Below are 17,286 nucleotides of genomic sequence, written 5' to 3'. Positions count from 1 at the left end.
CCGCGCCGTGGGGGATGGATACGAGCGGGCCGCGCCAGTTGGTGGGGGTGGGAACGGAACGGGTCAGTACGCCCGGTTGCCCATGTTCCGCCGCCACCACACAAAGCCGGCGGTGAGCAGCAGGAACCCGGCCGCACCGGCCGCCGCCGAACCGGCGATCAGCATGGTGTCGGTGCCGCCGCCGGAGGTGCCGGCGGGCTGCAGCGCGTCACCGAGCTGGCTGCGGACGTCGTTGGTGCCGCTGGTGCCCTTGGCGAGCGGACCGCGCGAACCCTCGGTCGGCAGAGCCACGTACGGGAAGTACTTCTCGAAGCCCTTGTCGTTCTTGTCGACCGCGTCGCCGAGGTCGTTCTTCGCGCCGACCAGCTCACCCTCGACGACCTGGAGCGAGGCGTCGATCACGTCGTCCGTCAGACGACGGCCGTTCGGGAAGCCCGCGTTGTCACCGTCGAGAACACCGAGACGCTTGGGGTGCATGGACGGGGCGATCGAGGTGTTGAGACGCAGTTCCTCGGCCGGGGTCACGTAAGGCGGCTGGTTGAGACCCTTCACACCCTTGAGGAAGACGTCCACCAGGTCGTTGCGCGGCTCCTTGGGCGCGGGGATCTTGTAGATCGCCTCGATGAGCTTGGGCAGCTCGGGGTTGGTCACGTTCTTCAGGAACTGGGCGTCGTCCCACGGCGAGGACGCGTTGAACCTGTCCTTGTCCTTGATGGGGTTGACGACCTCGTTGACGAGCGGCATGCCCAGGCGCGAGACCTGCGAGTAGTAGCCGCTGGCGTTCTTGCGCTGGGTCGTCGAATAGATACCGACGACCGGCTGCTTCGACGACTCCGCGATCATGTGCGTCGGCACCTGGAGCGCGATCGTGTTGACGTTGTAGCCCTTGAGCGTGTCGTTGCCGACCTCGGAGAGGTTCCCGCCGTACAGCAGGTCGAAGACCCGCAGGTCCGCGAAGAACGGGTCGTCGGCCTGGCCGGCGAACGTCGTCGAACCGTTCGTCAGCTTGTGGATGGCCTGGTAGCGCAGCTTCGAGTAGTTCGGCATCGACGCCTTGCCGACGTTGGACGGAGCCACCGGCACATCGTCGGCGATCTTCGTCTTCGACACCTGGTACTTCTTCTTGAGCTTGATCAGCTCGATGTCGTACGTCTGCGTGACGTTGAGGTCCGGGTCGTACAGGCTGTCCACCGCACCCGTGTTGTACAGGAACGACTTCTTGTTCTTCACGTGCGTCTTGAAGGTGTAGCGGAAGATGAGGTCGTCCTGCGCGTCACCGTTGTTGTCGATGTGCAGGTCGTACTGGGCGTCCTCGGCGAACTGGTAGAAGTTCGGGCCGCCGCCCGGCTCCTCGAACGGGATCCAGTTCGCGACGATCGTCGTCGTGTCCTTCTTGTCCGGGCTCACGAACGCGTACAGGTCCGTGTTGTCGTACTGCGGTGTGCCCGAGATCAGCGGAGCCTCGCGGTGGCTGGAGGCGGAAGCCGTACCAGGTACGAGCGCGGTGACACTGGCCGCCGCGAGCCCGCCGGTGGCCAGCGCACCGCATATGAGGGTCGCGATGCGCCTGCGCCGTGCGCCGCCCTTGGAGATGGTTGTCGTCATTCCGTCCGTCCTCACCGTGTCAACTTGCCTGACGACGGGGATTCGGAGCCCTCCCGCAGGCGGATTGGTCGAATCTGAAAACTTTCTTGAAAACGTTTGGGACCCGGCCGACCCGCGTTTCGAGGGCGGTTGATCCGTACCCATCCGGAGGCAGGTCGGCTACGAATGCCTAAGGTGACGGTGACAAGTGTGATGGAGCGGGGAGGGGCCGTGTGCGGCCATAGAGAGGGGACGCGGGTGGGAGCGGACGAGCTTCTGGTTCTCGTGGCCGGCGGAGACCAGAAAGCCTTCGAAGAGCTGTACGGGATCGTGTCCGGGCCGGTGTTCGGGCTGGTGCGGCGCGTGGTGCGGGACCCGGCACAGTCGGAGGAGGTGTCACAGGAGGTTCTGCTCGAACTCTGGCGCTCGTCACCGCGGTTCGACCCCAGGAAGGGCAGCGCCCTGTCCTGGATACTCACGCTCGCGCACCGCCGGGCCGTCGACCGGGTACGCAGTGCCCGCGCGGCCGGGGAGCGCGAGCAGCGCGAGGCACAGCGATCCCACCGTCCCGCCTTCGACCACGTCGCCGAGGAGGTCGAGGCCGGCATGGAACGCGAGTGGGTGCGCCGCTGCCTGGACCGGCTGACCACCCTGCAACGCCAGTCGGTCACCCTCGCCTACTACGACGGCTACACATACCGTGAGGTGGCGGAGCAGCTCTCGCTCCCGCTGGGCACGGTGAAGACACGGATGCGCGACGGACTGACCCGGCTGCGCGAATGCCTGGGAGGTGTCGCATGAGCGTGCTCGGCAGACTGTTCCGCCGCGAGGATCTCCACTCCCTCGCCGCCCCCTACGCCCTCGACGCCCTGGGCCCCGACGAGCGGCGCCGCTTCGAGAAGCACCTGTCCGGCTGTGACGCCTGTACCTCGGAGGTGCGCCTGCTGTCCGAGGACGCGGTCCGGCTGGCCTGGTCCACGGCCGCGCCGCCCCCCTTCGCCATGCGCGACCGGGTGATGTCCGCCGTACGCGCGACTCCGCAGGAGTCCCCGGGCCACTCCCCGGCGCGCGCCCCCGGCCGCTCCGCCGAAGCGCCCCGGAGGCGGAGCCATCAGCTGCCGGCGCATGTGTGGGGCACCGAACCGCTGCCGTCCGCCCGCCGTGCGCCCCGCATGCGCCCCATGTTCGCCCCGTTCGCCACACTGACGGCGGCGGCCGCCCTCGTCGTCGCCGCGCTGTTCGCCGTGCAGTACACCCAGACTCAGGACAAGCTGGACACCGCGCAGGCCCAGGCACGTGACATTGCCGACGTTCTGTCGGCTCCGGACGCGCGGGCGACCGCCGACCGGGACGCGAAGGGCCAGGGAATCACCGCGATCGCCTCCGCGTCCGAGGGGCGTGCGGTAGTGACCCTCAGTGGGTACGAAGAGCTGCCGGGCGACCGCGTGCATCAGCTGTGGCTCATGCGCCCTGATGTGCAACCACGCTCCCTGGGACTCTTCAAGGGCGACACGCCCTTGGTCGCGACCGGTCTCGACAAGTCGGCCACATCACTCGCTGTCACCGTCGAACCCGACGGAGGCTCAGAGCAGCCCACCAGTGCACCAGTTGTCCAACTCGCCCTGGAATCGGTTGGATTCGGAGAGTAATCAACGAGGAGTCGTCAACGCCCTTGCGGGGAAGGTGAATCCTGTGACCGAGATACACGAGTGCCCCGAGGGAGCGATAGGGTTAACCTGCCCGGGCCGGGTGGACTCGTACGGGTGGGGAGTGACATGGAACAGATAACGATGCACAGCAGGGCACGCGTCCCTGCGATCACGTGCGGGAGCAGCGCGACCAAGGCGCGTCTCGACCGCCATCTCTCGGTGCTGTCGGGACCCGCGGTCCCCCAGCGCGAGACGGCGGAGGCGACCTCGCTGATGCGCGAACTCACCTCACGGGACACCGTGAAGCAGCGCAGCGACCTCGGCAAGCGAGTCAGCAGGCTCTCGCTCTTCGCTCCTCTGCGCCGTCTGAGCCGCACCCTGTTCGGCGGACGCTGAGCGGACGGCCGTATCGGCGCCCCACGTCGATCACGGTTCACGCCGTCTCCGTAACCGTCCGGCCGCTTCAGGCCCGTGCTCAGGCGGTCACACCGTCCCGGCGCAGTGCTGCGATCTCCTCGTCCGTCATCCCCACGGCACGCAGCAGCGCCTCGGTGTGTTCCCCGAGCGCGGGCACATCACCCATCCGCGCCTCGACCCCGCCCGGCAGCGTGATCGGGGGCAGCAGCGCACGCAACGGCCCGACCGGTGACCCCACTTCCCGCCACCGGTCCCGCGCCGCGAACTGCGGATGCTCCGCCACCTCCTGTACGTCCCTCAGCCGCGCGCACGCGATCCCGGCGCCCTCCAGCCGTGCCAGCGCCTCGTCGACGTCCAGCGCGCCGAGCGACGCGGCCACATACGCATCGGTCCGCTCCCGGTTCCCGACCCGCGCCGCATTTGTCGCGTACGCCGGATCCGACCCCAAGTCGGGACGCTCCAGCACCTGTTCGGCCAGCCGCCGCCACTCGCGGTCGTTCTGCACCGACAGCAGCACCCGCCCGCCGTCCGCCGTCGCGTAGGCGTCGTACGGGGCGATGACGGCGTGCGCGAGGCCGGTGCGCGCCGGGGGAGTGCCGTCGTGCATCGCGTGGTGGAGGGGGTGCCCCATCCACTCGGCGAGCGCGTCCAGCATCGACACCTCCACCGGCCCGCCCCGCCCGGTCACGCCCCGCCGTACGAGGGCCGCCAGCACCCCGGAGAACGCGTACATGCCGGCCGCGATGTCCGCCGCCGGGATCCCGGCCTTCACCGGCTGCTCCGGCGTCCCGGTCACCGACACCAGCCCGGCCTCGCACTGCACGAGCATGTCGTACGCACGCTTGCCCGCGTACGGTCCTGACGGGCCGTACCCCGAGATGTCCACGGCGACCAGCCGGGGGTGCGCTGCGCAGAGGGTGGCCGCGTCGAGGCCGAGCCGGGCGGCGGCGCCCTGGGCGAGGTTCTGCACGAACACGTCGGCGTCCGCGAGCAGTCGCCGCAGGACGGCGAGCCCGCGAGGGTCCTTGACGTCGAGGGCGAGGGATTCCTTGCCCCGGTTGCACCAGACGAAGTGCGAGGCGAGACCGTGTGCGGCGGTGTCGTAGTCGCGCGCGAAGTCGCCGCCGTCGACGCGCTCGACCTTGATGACCCGGGCGCCGAGGTCGGCGAGTTGGCGGGTGGCGAAGGGGGCGGCGACGGCTTGTTCGAGGGCGACGACGGTGAGGCCGGTGAGGGGGAGGGGTTCCATGCGGGCGATCATGTCGGTTTTTCGCCCCCGCCGCCCCTACCCGTCCCATCCTCGGGGGCGCTGCCCCCGAACCCCCGCTCCTCAAACGCCGGAGGGGCTGGATCTTTCAGCCCGTCCGGCGTTTGAGGACGAGGCCCCTTCAGGGCCGACAGGGGGGTCTGGGGGCGCAGCCCCCAGGGATGGGACGGGTAAGGGCGGCGGGGGCGAGGAAAGACTCACCCCTCGCCCTCCGCGTACCGTCGTACCGCCAGCGGCAGGAACACCGCCAGCAGCACCCCGCACCACGCCACCGCCCCGGCGACCGGGTGGACGACCGGCCACGCCCCGTCCGCCGGGATCGGGGCGTTGCCGAACAGGCTTCGCATCGCCGTGGCCACCGCGCTGATCGGGTTCCACTCCGCCAGTGTCCGCAGCCACCCCGGCAGCCCGTCCGTCGGGATGTACGCGTTCGACAGCAACGGCAGCAGGAACGTCGCCCCGCCCAGCTGCCCGGCCGCCTCCTCGCTCCGGGAGAGCAGCCCCAGCCAGATTCCGATCCACGTCGTCGCGAACCGGAAGAGCAGCAACAGCCCCACCGCACCGGCCGCCCCCAGCGCCGAACCCTCGATCCGCCACCCCACCGCGAGACCGACCAGCAGCAGCGGCACGGTTGTGGCAGCGGTGACCACGAGGTCCGCGAGGGCCTGCCCCAGCGGGACGGCGGCCCGGCTGATCGGCAGCGTACGCAGCCGGTCGGTCACGCCCCGGTGGGTGTCCTGGGCGGCCTGGAACATCCCGGTCATGATGCCGTTGGCGGCGGTCGCCACCAGCAACCCCGGTACCAGGAAGGCGCGGTAGTCCTCGCCGGGCATCGCGAGGGCGCTGCCGAAGACGTACCCGAAGAACAGCAGCATGGTGATCGGCATGGACTGGGTGAGGATCAGCAGCCCCGGGTTGTGCCGCAGCCGCCGCAGATGCCGGCCCAGCATGGCCGTCCCGTCGTACGCCAGGGTGGACGTCGTGGAGGTCAACGTGCTCACGCGGCCAGCTCCTTACGCTCCGTCAGGCGGAGGAAGACGTCGTCGAGGGTCGGCGGGCGCAGGCTCGCGTCGAGCAACGCGACGCCTGCCGTGTCGAGTTCGCGCACCAGCCGGGGGAGGGTGATCGTCGGATCGGTGGTGACCGCGCTGACGGTGAGCCGGTCGCGGTCCAGCACCGGTTCGCAGCCGGTGAGTTGGTCAAGGACTCCGGCGGCCCCGAGCAGTGCGCCGGGGTCGGCGACCACGACCTCGGCGTAGGAGCCGATGAGCGCCTTGAGTTGGTCGGGTGAGCCGGTGTGCGCGACCCGGCCGTGCTCCACGAGGGCTATCTCGTCGGCGAGTTGGTCGGCCTCCTCCAGATACTGGGTGGTCAGCAGCACCGTCGTGCCCTCGTCCTTCAGCGCGCGCACGGCCGCCCAGATCTGGTTGCGGGCCGCCGGGTCGAGCCCCGTCGTGGGCTCGTCGAGGAAGAGCACCTCGGGCCGCTTCACCAGGCTAGCCGCGAGGTCGAGGCGGCGGCGCATCCCGCCCGAGTAGGTGGACGCGGGCCGGTCGGCGGCCTCGGCCAGTCCGAAGCGGTCGAGCAGGTCGTCGGCGCGTGCGGCCGGCCCTCTGACCCGGTGCAGCCGGGCGAACAGCCGTAGGTTCTCGCGGCCGGTGAGGTCCCCGTCGACCGAGGCGTACTGCCCGGTGACGCCGATCCGGCGCCGTACGGCCGCCCCCTCCCGGGCGAGGTCGTGCCCCGCGACGCGCGCCGAGCCCGCGTCGGGCCGCAGCAGCGTGGTGAGGAGCCGTACGGCGGTGGTCTTGCCCGCCCCGTTCGACCCCAGCAGCCCGCACACGGACCCCTCGGCCACGGCCAGGTCCAGCCCGCGTACGGCATGGATCTTCCCGAAGGATTTCTCCAGACCCTCACTAAGTACAGCGTACGTAGTAGTCATGAAGTGACCATAGCGCACTACGTACGCTGTACGTAACTACGATGGGTGGTCGAGGTGATGATCAATGGCCGGCCGAGCCGCCGTACCCGAAGTGATCTGGTCGCGTCCCGAGCGTGCGGGCCGTGGTCCCAAGGCCGCCTACAGCCGCGCCGACATCGCGGCGGCCGCGGTGCGGATCGCGGACGCGGAGGGGCTCGACGCGGCCTCGATGCGGCATGTCGCGGCCGAACTGGGCTGCGGCACGATGTCGCTCTACAACTACGTCCCCCGCAAGGAGGACCTGTACGAGCTGATGGTTGACGCCATCAGTGGCGAGCACGAGCTGTGGGAGCCCTCGGGTGACTGGCGCGCCGACATGCTCCGGGTGGCTCACCAGACGCGCGCCCTCATGTACCGCCACCCCTGGCTGCCGCGTCTGATGTCCCCGGTCTACGGGTTCAGCCCCAACGCCCTGCGTTATCTCGAGCACTGTCTGAGCTGCCTCGACTCGTTCGACGGCACCTACGGCACGAAGTTCGAGCTGATCGCGATGCTCAACGGCCTGGTGACGACGTACGTCGGCAACGAGCTGGGGACGGCCGAGCGGGTTCGGTCGTTGCCCTGGTCCCAGGAGCAGGAGAACGCCGTGCGGATGGGGTATCTCGGCGGGCAGGTGGCGAGCGGGGCGTATCCGAGGCTGGCGGCGGCGTTCACGGAGGATGCGGGGCCGATCGATCTGGAGGCGGTGTTCGAGCGGATGCTGTCGCGGGTGCTTGACGGGTTCGCATCGCGCCCCTGAGCGGTTGGTCAGATGAGCGCGAACTGACCTTCCGGGCCCTCTTCGTGGTGGTCCAGAACCGATGCCGGTCGGCGGGCCGCGTCAGCCACCGGGAGTACGCCCGCCGTTCGTAGCTCTGTCGCCGTGATCGGGTCCGTCACCGTCAACTCCGCCTGCTGCGGGCGCAGTTCCGCCAGCAGCGCCAGTACGGTGATCAGCTCGAGCAGTTCGGAGGTCCAGGGCTGCGGCCAGGTCGTCGGGCGGATCGCCTCCAGGGCCCCGGGCTCGGCGGGACCGGACACCCGTACCGCCAGCCACTGTTCAAGGACCCGCACCCCGCCGGCCTCGAAGTCCCAGGCCTCGGGCGGTACCGGGGAGATCCGGCCGTCGTCGATTCGGAGGGTCTCCTCGTCGCGGTCGTAGTGGACGGCCACCGGGTGGGAGGGCAACGGGGCTCGCACGTACGGGCGTCGGCCGCCCGGCAGTTTGGGGCGCTGGCCGTCCCGTCGCGTCAGCCACAGCAACCGGCGGCCCAACTCGACGCCCCTGGACCAGAGTTCGGGGTCGGCCGTGAGCGGGACGGTGAGTCCCGGGCGTACCGCGACCAGTGCCCAGGCGAGGACGTCAACCGGGTCAGGGCGGTGACCGAGGCGGTCGGCGAGGTGGTCCAACAGGCCCGGGGCCAGGTTGGGTTCGGCGCCGCCGGGGCGTCGGTACAGCGGACGGACGCGGCCCGGCCGGACCAGCGGCAGCCGGGACGAGGCGAGCAGCGGTGGCCATCCGGAGCCGGGAGGCGCGGTCGCCATCTCGGTGACGAACACCTGCCGTTCGTCCGCCACCCGCCACAGCTCGGGACGCGCCGCGTCGATCAGCCGGTGGTCCGGGATCAGCCACTGCTCGTCGAAGGGCGCCCGCAGTACCCGTACGGGTTCCGCGCAGGGGCCGGTGGCGCGGGCGAGTTTCTCCGTGCCGCCGCCGTGCCGGCCGGGCAGTTGGCCGACCGCCGAGAGGAGGGTGCGTGAGCGCGTCGGTTCGAACAGGGCCTCGCGGTCCGGTCCCTCGGCCTTCAGCAGGGCGTCCCAGCGTGCCTTCAGGGAGGCCGCGTCGGGGGCCGCCGGCCACCCCCGGCCCAGCCGTGGCGGTGCGACGGACCACGGCATGAGGTCCGCGAGCAGCGCAGCGTCGTCGTCGGGCGTCACGCTGGGCATCGTACGACGCGACTTCCTGAGCGTGCTCCCCAGCAGGCCGGGCGGAGTCGGCTGTGGCCCGGCAACGCGCCGAGGGGGCGCCGAGCCGTGATGTGTGTGGCTCCGCCGGGCGCGGCCGGACACGAGGGCGGCGCAGCCGGCCGACGGCACGATCGCGGCGCGTCCGGTGGAGCGCTCACGTCGCGTCCAGGGTCACCGTGAAGGAGAAGCGGTCGCCCCGGTAGTGGATGACGGCCACGTCCAGGACCCGGCCTGTCCCGTCGTACGCGACGCCCGTGTAGTGCAGGATCGGGCTGAGCAGCGGGACCCGGAGCAGTCGTGCCGTCTCCGGGTCCGCGAGACGGGCCTGGACGGTGTCCGTGATGCGGCTGATGTCCGCTCCCACCACGTCCCGCAGCACCTTGGTCATCGGCCAGCGCGCCAGATCGCGCGGGTCCATCCGCTCGGCGAGTTCCGGACGGACGTAGTTGCGGGCGTGGTTGGTCGGTTCGCCGGTCTCCTCCTCGCCGCGCAGCCGGTGGTACGTGGCCACCTCCACGAGATCCGGGAAGTACTCGGCGAGTTCGGCGGGCACGGGCGCGCTGCCGTGGTCGAGGAGTTCGGTCGTCATGCCGGACTGCTGCGCCACGATCGCGTCGACCGAGCCCAGCAGCCGGACGGGAGCGCCCCGTTGGGCATCGGGCTCGATGAACGTGCCGCGCCTGCGGTGGCGGCTGATCAGACCCTCGTCCTCCAGCTCCTTCAGTGCCTGCCGCATGGTCAGCACGCTCACGCCGTAGTGCGCCGCCAACTGCTCCTCGGTGGGCAGCCGCAGCGGGTCCCGCGCGGACCGGCCGAGGATCGAGGCGCGCAGGGACTGCGAAACCTGGTACCAGAGTGGCAGTTTGCGGTTCAGGACGATCGAGTCCGGGGCGAAGGAGGTCACGAAGGTATCCGTACCGGTCGCGATCGTTCAGTGCAACGGGCGGAAGTGCCGCTGGAGGCCCGACCACACGTCGTCGTACCCGGGTTGCAGATGATCCGCCCGCGCCGCCTGTGCCGTCAGGGTCATCGGCCACCGCGTCTCGAACATGAACGCAAGCCCGTCGTCGACCTTCTGCGGACGCAGCTCGGCGGCGCTGGCCCGGTCGAAGGTCTCCCGGTCGGGGCCGTGCGCGGACATCATGTTGTGCAGCGAGCCACCCCCGGGCAGAAAGCCCCCTTCCCCGGCCGCCTTCGCGTCGTACGCGCCCTCGATCAGCCCCATGTACTCGGTCATCACGTTCCGGTGGAAGTACGGCGGCCGGAAGGTGTCCTCGCCCACCAGCCAGCGGGGCGCGAAGACGACGAAGTCGATGCCCGCGAGGCCGGGAGTGTCCGACGGGGACGTCAGCACCGTGAAGATCGACGGGTCCGGGTGGTCGTACGAGAGGCTGCCCAGGACGTTGAAGCGGCGCAGGTCGTATACGTACGGGACGTGGTTGCCGTGCCAGGCGACGACGTCGAGGGGGGAGTGGTCGTACACGGCCGTCCAGAGGTTGCCGCAGAACTTGTTGACGACCTCCACCGGACCCTCGACGTCCTCGTACGCGGCGGTCGGCGCCCGGAAGTCCCGTGCGTTCGCGAGCCCGTTGGCGCCGATCGGGCCGAGGTCGGGGAGCCGGAAGGGGGTGCCGTAGTTCTCGCACACGTAACCGCGGGCCGAGGCGTCGGTCAGCTCCACCCGGAAGCGCACCCCGCGAGGGATCAGCGCGACATGGCCGGGCTCGACGGACAGCGGTCCGAACTCGGTGCGCAGCAGCAGCCCGCCGGCCTCGGGGACGATCAGCAGCTCGCCGTCGGCGTCGCTGAACACCCGCTCCATCGACGAGTTGGCGTGGTAGAGGTGCACGGCCATACCGCTGCGCTGGGTGGCGTCGCCGTTGCCGCCGAGGGTCCACAGGCCCGCCAGGAAGTCCATGCCGGCCGCGGGCTCGGGCAGCGGGTTCCAGCGCAGCCGGTTCGGATCGGGCACGGATTCCGTGAAGGGCGCCGTGCGGATCGAGCCATTGCCGGTGGCTGTGAACGGGGGATGCGCGGCCGAGGGGCGGATGCGGTACAGCCAGGAACGGCGGTTGTGGGCGCGGGGCTCGGTGAACGCCGTACCGCTGAGCTGCTCGGCGTAGAGGCCGAGGGGGGCGTGCTGCGGCGAGTTGCGGCCCACGGGGAGGGCGCCCGGGACGGCCTCCGAGCTGTGCTCGTTGCCGAAACCGGAGAGCGACGAGAGCCCGGCGAGCCCGGTCGGCCCTTCGGTGGCCTTCCGCGCGTCCCCGCTCACGTCGCCCGCCGTGCCTCCTGCGTCCCCTGCGTCCCCTGCGTCCCCGCTCATGCGTGCACCCTCGCTCCCTCACGCGCCCATTCCTATGCTTCACCGTAGGATTGGATGTTCACCGGCGCAAGAGGAGAAAACGAGGGGCACGGTTCACCGGATCGTCGGGGAGCGGCATGATGAGGCCCGTGCCCCCAGCGACCTCGCTACGTCGTGCGCCCGTACAGCGGCGCAGTGCCGAACGGCTGACCAGAATCCTCGACGCCTGTGCCGATCTCCTCGACGAGGTCGGCTACGACGCCCTGAGCACCCGGGCGGTGGCGATACGCGCCGGAGTCCCCATAGGTTCCGTGTACCGCTTCTTCGGCAACAAGCGCGCCATGGCGGACGCGCTGGCCCAGCGGAACCTGGAGGTCTTCATCGCGCGCGTCACCGAGCGCCTCCGGCAGGAGAGCGGCGGCGGGTGGCGCGAGGCCATGGACGCCGTGCTCGACGAGTACCTGACCATGAAACGGACGGCGCCGGGGTTCTCGCTCGTCGACTTCGGCAACCAGATCCCGGTCGGCAAACGCGACGCCGAACCCAACCACCGCGTCGCCGACACCCTCGCCACCCTCCTCTCCGGCGTTCTCGACCGCGAACCGGACGACGACCTGCGCCGCACCTTCCTGGTCGCCACGGAGACCGCCGACACTCTGGTCCACCTGGCCTTCCGGGTCACCCCCGAGGGCGACGAGCGGATCATCGCGGAGATGCGGGCACTGCTCCGGGCGTATCTGGCGCGGGTCCTGGACTGAGCCCCGGGCCTGCCCGGCGGCCGGGGCCGAGGTGAGTGCACGCAAGAGTGCGCTCAACCCCTCCCCTCCATCCCTACCGGTCGGTATGCTCGGCGCGTCACCACCCGTGCGTCACCGTTGCCGCCACCCCACCGGGAGGACCCGTGTCCAGCCCCACCGACTCCCGCACAGCCCTGCGCGTCTGCCCCCTGTGCGAGGCCACCTGCGGACTGACGCTCACCATCGAGAGCGGCCGGGTCGCGAGTGCCCGTGGTGACCGCGACGACGTGTTCAGCCAGGGGTTCATCTGCCCCAAGGGCGCCTCCTTCGGGGCCCTCGACAGCGACCCCGACCGGCTGCGCACCCCCCTCGTGCGACGGGACGGCGAGTTGCGCGAGGCCAGTTGGACGGAGGCCTTCGACGCCGTCGCCGCCGGCATCCGGGGCGTGGTCGAACGGTACGGAGCGAACTCCGTAGGAGCCGTCTTCGGGAACCCGAACGTGCACACCGTGGCCGGAGGCCTCTACCCGCCGGTCCTGCTCGCCGGCCTCGGCACCCGCAGCGTCTTCACGGCCTCCACGGTCGACCAGATGCCCAAGCACGTCTCCAGCGGGCTGCTGTACGGCGACGCCAACGCGATCCCCGTACCCGACCTCGACCGCACCGACCATCTGCTGCTCATCGGCGCCAACCCCCTTGAGTCCAACGGGAGTCTGTGCACCGCACCCGACTTCCCCGGCAAGCTCAAGGCCCTGAAGGCGCGCGGCGGAACGCTCACCGTCATCGACCCGCGCCGCACCCGCACCGCCAAGCTCGCCGACCGGCACATCGCGATCCGCCCCGGCGCCGACGCCCTGCTGCTCGCCGCGATGACCCAGGTCCTCTTCGACGAACACCTCGTCGACCTGGGCGAGTTGGCGCCGTACGTCCAAGGGGTCGACGAAGTCGAGGCGGCCGTACGGGACTTCACCCCCGAGGCCGTCGCCGAGGCCTGCGACGTGGACGCCGACACCATCCGCGCCCTGGCCCGGGAACTCGCCGCCGCGCCCACCGCCGCCGTGTACGGCCGCCTCGGCACCTGCACGGTCCCGTACGGCACCCTCGCCAGCTGGCTGGTCGACGTCCTCGACATCCTCACCGGCAACCTCGACCGGCCTGGCGGTGCTCTCTTCCCGCAGGCGGCGACCGACAGGACACCCCGGCCGGCCGGACCCAGCCACGGGTTCACGCTGGGCCGCTGGCACTCGCGCGTGAGCCGACACCCGGAGGCGAAGGGCGAGTTGCCGCTCTCCGCGCTCGCCGAGGAGATCGACACCCCCACCGCCGAGGGTGAGCCGATCCGGGCCCTCATCGCCGTCGCCGCCAACCCCGTCCTCTCCGCACCCGACGGCGACCGGCTCGACAAGGCGCTGGACTCGCTCGACTTCATGGTCAGCGTCGACCCCTACCTGAACGAGACCTCGCGCCACGCGCACGTCGTCCTGCCCCCGCCGCCGCCCTCACAGAGCCCCCACCACGATTTCGCCCTCAACACCCTCGCTGTCAGGAACCAGGTCCGCTACAACCGCCCGGCAGTCCCCCTGGAGCCGGGCAGGATGGCCGAGACGGAGATCTTCGCGCGGCTCGTCCTGGCCGCGACCGGTATGCACGGCGCCGACCCCGCCGCCGTCGACGCCATGGTCATCGACCAGACCCTCGGCAAGGCCGTCAAGGAACCCCACTCCCCGGTCCACGGCCGCGATCCGCAGCAACTCGCCAAGGAACTGGGCGGCGACACCGGCCCCGAGCGGCGCCTCGACCTGATGCTGCGCCTGGGCCCGTACGGCGACGGCTTCGGCGTACGACCGGACGGGCTGAGCCTGGCGAAAGTGCTCGACCACCCGCACGGCATCGACCTCGGGCCGCTCCAGCCGCGGCTGCCGCAGCCGCTGAAGACCCGCAGCGGCCTGATCGAACTGCTGCCGCGGCCCATAGCCGACGACCTGCCGCGCCTGCGCGAGGCCCTGGGCGAGCGCCCCGCCGGGATGGTGCTCATCGGCCGACGCCATCTGCGGTCCAACAACAGCTGGATGCACAACGTGCCCGCCCTCACCGGCGGCACCAACCGCTGCACCCTCCACATCCACCCCGAGGACGCCGCCGCCCTCGGCGTACTGGACGGAGCCCCGGTACGGATCAAGGGCGCCGGGGGAGAGGTGGTGGCCCCCGCCGAGATCACCGACGTCGTCCGGCGCGGGGTCGTGAGCCTGCCCCACGGGTGGGGACACGACCGGCCCGGGACCCGGCTCGCGCACGCCGCCACCGACCCCGGTGTCAACGTCAACCAGCTCCTCGACGGCCGACTTCTCGACCCGCTGTCAGGCAACGCCGTACTGAATGGTGTACCCATCGATCTCGCGCCGGCAGGCACAACGCCGTGACGGCGCTGTGACCTGGAGTTTTGCGCTTATTGCTCGCGCGTCAACGTCTTGTTAAGACTTGTCGGGCCGACCTAACGTCAACGCACTGCCGACTCCGGTGGGAGTTCAAGGGCGAACGTTAGGTAACCCACTCATGTTGACCATCCTGGGCTTCACGATGATCGCGACCTTCCTGGTCCTGATCATGATGAAGAAGATGTCGCCGATCGCGGCGCTCGTACTGATCCCGGCACTTTTCTGCGTCTTCGTCGGGAAGGGCGCCAAACTCGGTGACTACGTCATCGACGGCGTCACCAGCCTCGCCCCCACCGCGGCGATGCTCATGTTCGCGATCGTCTACTTCGGTGTGATGATCGACGTCGGCCTCTTCGACCCGATCGTCCGGGGCATCCTGAAGTTCGCCAAGGCCGACCCGCTGCGCATAGTCGTCGGTACGGCGATCCTCGCGGCGATCGTGTCCCTCGACGGCGACGGCTCGACCACCTTCATGATCACGGTCTCGGCGATGTACCCCCTGTACAAGCGCCTGAAGATGAGCCTCGTCGTGATGACCGGCGTCGCCGCGATGGCCAACGGCGTGATGAACACCCTCCCCTGGGGCGGCCCGACGGCACGTGCCGCGACGGCCCTGAAGCTGGACGCCAGCGACATCTTCGTCCCGATGATCCCGGCGCTCGCCGTCGGCCTGGCCTTCGTCATCGCCCTCTCGTACGTCCTCGGCCGCCGCGAGCGCAAGCGGCTCGGCGTGCTCACGCTGGACGCGGTCCTGGTGGAGGAGCCGGAGACGGAGACCGTCCTCGTCGGCGCCGGTTCGACCACGGGCACGGCCACGGGTAAGGGGTCCGGTGCGGGCAAGTCGGCCGCGCCCACCGGCGGTTCGGGTTCCGACGACACCGTCGACAGCGGCACGGACGATGACGACGACCGGATGCTGAAGGTCCTCGACCCGAACCGTGCCACCCTGCGCCCCAAGCTCTACTGGTTCAACGCGCTCCTCACGGTCACGCTGCTCACCTCCATGATCATGGAGTGGCTGCCGATCCCGGTGCTGTTCCTGCTCGGCGCCGCGCTCGCCCTGACGGTCAACTTCCCCCACATGCCCGACCAGAAGGCCCGGCTCGGCGCCCACGCCGAGAACGTCCTCAACGTCTCCGGCATGGTCTTCGCCGCCGCCGTCTTCACCGGCGTCCTCACGGGCACCGGCATGGTCGACCACATGGCCCGCTGGCTCGTCGACAACATCCCCGACGGCATGGGCCCGCACATGGCCTTCGTGACCGGCCTGCTGAGCATCCCGCTCACCTACTTCATGTCCAACGACGGCTTCTACTTCGGCGTCCTGCCGGTGCTCGCCGAGGCCGGCGCCGCCCACGGCGTCTCCCCGCTGGAGATCGCCCGCGCCTCCCTCATCGCCCAGCCCCTGCACATGTCCAGCCCGCTCGTCCCGGCCGTGTACGTCCTCGTCGGCATGGCGAAGGTCGAGTTCGGCGACCACACCAAGTTCGTGGTCAAGTGGGCCGTGCTGACATCCCTGACGATCCTCGGGGCAGGCATCCTGTTCGGCATCATCTGACCGGCGTCACAACCGCGCATACGTCCGAAAGGACAACACCATGAGGCCCGGTGGGAACCGCGGCTGGCTGCTCCGCCTGGTCATCGCCTTCAGCTTCACGCAGGGGGCGGTGTCGATGGCCCGGCCAGCCGTCTCCTACCGGGCCCTCGCGCTGGGCGCGGACGAGCGGGCGATCGGCGTCATCGCCGCCGCGTACGCCCTGCTCCCGCTCTTCGCCGCCGTACCGCTGGGCCGCCGCACCGACCACGGCCGCTGCGCACCCCTGCTGACAGTGGGGGCCCTGCTGGTCTCCGGCGGCTGCGCTCTTGGGGCGACCGCCGACTCCCTCGGCGTGATGGCCGCGTGGAGCGGGGTGATGGGCCTCGGCCACCTCTGCTTCGTCATCGGCGGCCAGTCGATCGTCGCCCGCCGGTCCGCCCCGCACGAACAGGACCGCAACTTCGGCCACTTCACCATCGGCGTCTCGCTGGGCCAGTTCGTCGGCCCGATGGCGGCGGGCGCGCTGATCGGCGGCCACGACATGGCGGCCACCAGCGCCCGCGCCCTGCTGGTCGCGGCCGGGGTCGCCGCGCTGTCGTTCACGTCGTTGTGGCGCGTCGAGGACCGTACGGCCGTCAAGTCCCGTACGGAGCAGGGCGAGCGCATCCCCGTGCACCGCATCCTGCGCACCCGGGGTGTGCCCGCGGGCATCTTCGTCAGCCTCGCCGTGCTGTCCGCGACCGACATCCTCACCGCCTACCTTCCGGTGGTCGGCGAGCACCGGGGCATCGCGCCCGCGGTGATCGGCGTACTCCTCGGGCTGCGCGCGGCGGCCACCATCGCGTGCCGTCTGGTGCTGACCCCGCTGCTGCGGCTGCTCGGACGCCGGGTGCTGCTCACCGTGACCTGTCTGCTCGCGGCGGTGCTGTGCGCGGGGATCGCGCTGCCGGTGCCGGTGTGGGGGCTGGCCGTGATGCTCGCGGTGCTCGGCTTCTGCCTGGGCGTCGGACAGCCGCTGTCGATGACGACGGTCGTGCAGGCCGCCCCGGCCGGCGCCCGTTCCACCGCCCTCGCGCTACGCCTGACCGGCAACCGGCTCGGCCAGGTCGCCGCGCCCGCCGCGGCCGGTCTGGTCGCCGGAGTCACGGGCGTGGCGGCGCCGTTCGTGATGCTCGGCGCGCTGCTGTTGCTGTCGGCGGGGACCGCGATGCGGCCGGGTGCCGAGCCGGGGCCGGGGGCGGGTGCGGGTGCGGAGCCGGCCGCCCCGGACCGGCACCGCAGATCAGGGGCGCCCTCGGGACGGCAGAGACCGGATGGGTGATATCCGACGGGGCATAGGGCGGTGCTCCCACCCCTGAGGGTGCGGATGTGAAAGAGAGTCAGAAGAAGCGGGATTTGTATGAAAATCATCTGACTCGGAGGAACCG

The 17,286-nt window shown here is 70.7% G+C and carries 15 protein-coding genes; 8 read left to right on the top strand and 7 right to left on the bottom strand.

All coding sequences use genetic code 11. From position 1 onward, the window contains the following. Positions 1–63 precede the first annotated feature (63 nt). Positions 64–1,605, bottom strand: a complete 1,542-nt coding sequence (locus tag OG241_RS12230; protein ID WP_405815273.1) for a DUF4331 domain-containing protein — start codon at positions 1,603–1,605, stop codon at positions 64–66. A 237-nt stretch (positions 1,606–1,842) separates the two neighbouring features. Between OG241_RS12230 and OG241_RS12225 the strand changes: the two genes are divergently transcribed. From OG241_RS12225 to OG241_RS12215, 3 genes are all read left to right on the top strand, one after another. Continuing rightward, on the top strand, positions 1,843–2,385 hold the full coding sequence (locus OG241_RS12225) for a sigma-70 family RNA polymerase sigma factor (protein WP_319288807.1): 543 nt from the start codon (positions 1,843–1,845) through the stop codon (positions 2,383–2,385). Then, the gene (locus OG241_RS12220; RefSeq protein ID WP_405815272.1) at positions 2,382–3,233 is read left to right on the top strand and encodes an anti-sigma factor domain-containing protein; all 852 of its coding nucleotides are present in this window, start codon (positions 2,382–2,384) and stop codon (positions 3,231–3,233) included. Before OG241_RS12225 ends, OG241_RS12220 begins: the two co-directional genes overlap by 4 nt. 126 nt (positions 3,234–3,359) lie before the next feature. Then, a complete protein-coding gene (locus OG241_RS12215; protein ID WP_318320545.1) occupies positions 3,360–3,629 on the top strand; it encodes a hypothetical protein in 270 nt (89 codons plus the stop codon). Positions 3,630–3,708: 79 nt separating this feature from the next. Here the strand turns inward: OG241_RS12215 and OG241_RS12210 are convergent, their stop codons facing one another. From OG241_RS12210 to OG241_RS12200, 3 genes are all read right to left on the bottom strand, one after another. Beyond that, positions 3,709–4,911: a CaiB/BaiF CoA transferase family protein gene (locus OG241_RS12210; RefSeq protein WP_405815271.1), complete on the bottom strand. Its 1,203-nt coding sequence runs from the start codon at positions 4,909–4,911 to the stop codon at positions 3,709–3,711. Positions 4,912–5,114: 203 nt separating this feature from the next. After that, positions 5,115–5,867 carry an ABC transporter permease gene (locus OG241_RS12205; RefSeq protein ID WP_405826170.1) on the bottom strand — a complete coding sequence of 251 codons (753 nt, stop codon included), beginning with the start codon at positions 5,865–5,867 and terminating at the stop codon, positions 5,115–5,117. A gap of 47 nt (positions 5,868–5,914) precedes the next feature. Next, positions 5,915–6,859 (bottom strand): ATP-binding cassette domain-containing protein, encoded by a 945-nt coding sequence (locus OG241_RS12200; RefSeq protein ID WP_405815270.1) that lies wholly within the window; start codon positions 6,857–6,859, stop codon positions 5,915–5,917. Between the two features lie 64 nt (positions 6,860–6,923). Here OG241_RS12200 and OG241_RS12195 point away from each other — a divergent pair, with 64 nt between their 5' ends. Further along, a complete protein-coding gene (locus tag OG241_RS12195; protein WP_405815269.1) occupies positions 6,924–7,637 on the top strand; it encodes a TetR/AcrR family transcriptional regulator C-terminal domain-containing protein in 714 nt (237 codons plus the stop codon). An 8-nt stretch (positions 7,638–7,645) separates the two neighbouring features. On the opposite strand, the gene OG241_RS12190 is transcribed toward OG241_RS12195, so the two are convergent. The 3 genes from OG241_RS12190 to hmgA form a co-directional block, all read right to left on the bottom strand. Continuing rightward, positions 7,646–8,824, bottom strand: coding sequence for a type ISP restriction/modification enzyme (locus tag OG241_RS12190; protein WP_405815268.1), 1,179 nt, complete (start codon positions 8,822–8,824; stop codon positions 7,646–7,648). A gap of 175 nt (positions 8,825–8,999) precedes the next feature. Next, the gene (locus tag OG241_RS12185; RefSeq protein ID WP_405815267.1) at positions 9,000–9,749 is read right to left on the bottom strand and encodes a GntR family transcriptional regulator; all 750 of its coding nucleotides are present in this window, start codon (positions 9,747–9,749) and stop codon (positions 9,000–9,002) included. A 27-nt stretch (positions 9,750–9,776) separates the two neighbouring features. Next, a complete protein-coding gene (hmgA, locus tag OG241_RS12180; protein WP_405826168.1) occupies positions 9,777–11,120 on the bottom strand; it encodes a homogentisate 1,2-dioxygenase in 1,344 nt (447 codons plus the stop codon). Between the two features lie 170 nt (positions 11,121–11,290). Between hmgA and OG241_RS12175 the strand changes: the two genes are divergently transcribed. From OG241_RS12175 to OG241_RS12160, 4 genes are all read left to right on the top strand, one after another. Continuing rightward, positions 11,291–11,908 (top strand): TetR family transcriptional regulator, encoded by a 618-nt coding sequence (locus tag OG241_RS12175; protein WP_405826166.1) that lies wholly within the window; start codon positions 11,291–11,293, stop codon positions 11,906–11,908. 143 nt (positions 11,909–12,051) lie between these two features. Then, a complete protein-coding gene (locus OG241_RS12170) occupies positions 12,052–14,307 on the top strand; it encodes a molybdopterin oxidoreductase family protein (RefSeq protein WP_405815265.1) in 2,256 nt (751 codons plus the stop codon). 133 nt (positions 14,308–14,440) lie between these two features. Next, complete coding sequence (locus tag OG241_RS12165) at positions 14,441–15,880, top strand: CitMHS family transporter (protein WP_405815264.1); 1,440 nt, start codon at positions 14,441–14,443, stop codon at positions 15,878–15,880. A 40-nt stretch (positions 15,881–15,920) separates the two neighbouring features. Continuing rightward, the gene (locus OG241_RS12160; protein WP_405815263.1) at positions 15,921–17,180 is read left to right on the top strand and encodes an MFS transporter; all 1,260 of its coding nucleotides are present in this window, start codon (positions 15,921–15,923) and stop codon (positions 17,178–17,180) included. The last annotated feature ends 106 nt before the right edge of the window (positions 17,181–17,286 follow it).

The organism is Streptomyces sp. NBC_01390 (assembly GCF_045040105.1).
GTDB lineage: Bacteria > Actinomycetota > Actinomycetes > Streptomycetales > Streptomycetaceae > Streptomyces.
The sequence above is the reverse complement of the archived record's forward strand: the minus strand, read 5'-3'. Positions and strand labels throughout refer to the sequence as shown.

What these genes read in the sequence shown, in the direction of transcription:
- OG241_RS12215 (WP_318320545.1), top strand. Translation starts at nt 3,360, where the DNA reads ATGGAACAGATAACGATGCACAGCAGGGCACGCGTCCCTGCGATCACG.
- OG241_RS12210 (WP_405815271.1), bottom strand. Translation starts at nt 4,911, where the DNA reads ATGATCGCCCGCATGGAACCCCTCCCCCTCACCGGCCTCACCGTCGTC.
- OG241_RS12230 (WP_405815273.1), bottom strand. Translation starts at nt 1,605, where the DNA reads ATGACGACAACCATCTCCAAGGGCGGCGCACGGCGCAGGCGCATCGCG.
- OG241_RS12200 (WP_405815270.1), bottom strand. Translation starts at nt 6,859, where the DNA reads ATGACTACTACGTACGCTGTACTTAGTGAGGGTCTGGAGAAATCCTTC.
- OG241_RS12160 (WP_405815263.1), top strand. Translation starts at nt 15,921, where the DNA reads ATGAGGCCCGGTGGGAACCGCGGCTGGCTGCTCCGCCTGGTCATCGCC.
- OG241_RS12195 (WP_405815269.1), top strand. Translation starts at nt 6,924, where the DNA reads ATGGCCGGCCGAGCCGCCGTACCCGAAGTGATCTGGTCGCGTCCCGAG.
- OG241_RS12190 (WP_405815268.1), bottom strand. Translation starts at nt 8,824, where the DNA reads ATGCCCAGCGTGACGCCCGACGACGACGCTGCGCTGCTCGCGGACCTC.
- OG241_RS12220 (WP_405815272.1), top strand. Translation starts at nt 2,382, where the DNA reads ATGAGCGTGCTCGGCAGACTGTTCCGCCGCGAGGATCTCCACTCCCTC.
- OG241_RS12165 (WP_405815264.1), top strand. Translation starts at nt 14,441, where the DNA reads ATGTTGACCATCCTGGGCTTCACGATGATCGCGACCTTCCTGGTCCTG.
- OG241_RS12175 (WP_405826166.1), top strand. Translation starts at nt 11,291, where the DNA reads ATGAGGCCCGTGCCCCCAGCGACCTCGCTACGTCGTGCGCCCGTACAG.
- OG241_RS12205 (WP_405826170.1), bottom strand. Translation starts at nt 5,867, where the DNA reads ATGCTGGGCCGGCATCTGCGGCGGCTGCGGCACAACCCGGGGCTGCTG.